Origin of the sequence: Bacillus cereus group sp. N6, from assembly GCF_016483705.1 — a bacterium.
GTDB classification, from domain to species: domain Bacteria; phylum Bacillota; class Bacilli; order Bacillales; family Bacillaceae_G; genus Bacillus_A; species Bacillus_A wiedmannii.
Window position 1 is genome coordinate 1 of record NZ_JAEHBI010000199.1, and the last position, 577, is coordinate 577.

Here is a 577-nt window from a genome sequence, read left to right on the forward strand (position 1 = left end):
TACAAACAGATCAATTATTAATTAAACAAGATATGCAGGAATGGTCATCAGAATTGTATCCACATTTGATTTTACTAAATGCGAAAAGCAAAGGGTTTACTACTAAGTTTAATAGTTACTATCCGGCTTTAAAACAATTTGTTGATAATAATAAAGATCAGCAGGGTTTTTTAGATAGATTAGAAGCGCTTCAAGATGTTGTTACCTTAAATCAAGGGAAAATCCAAAGTCATATCAATGAACTACAAGATTTTCAATCTAACTTAGATAATGACATGACGAAGCTAGGTGATCATGCAAAAGAGGGGAAAGACCTATTAAGTGGATCCGGTTCTGGGAAAATTGATCAATATAATACGGCTTTATTAGAAGCCAGAAATAAGATACAAAAGAATTTACAAGAACTTGCACTCATCCCAGGTACATTGAATGCCAAAGGATTTGATATTTTCAAGGATGTATATAGTTTATCCAAAGAAATTATTACACCGGTGGCTGAGTCTGCAATCGCAGCTGTGAACAAAGGAAAAGAAATTGAAAAATCTATTGTAGAGGCTGAAAAGGCGGCTGAAAAGGC

1 protein-coding gene is annotated in these 577 nt (G+C 33.8%); it reads left to right on the forward strand.

Features of this window, described 5'->3' with window-relative positions; all coding sequences use genetic code 11:
• Window positions 1-577 (forward strand): HBL/NHE enterotoxin family protein (locus JDS99_RS30925; protein ID WP_199696495.1); only part of this gene is annotated, 577 nt, incomplete at both ends.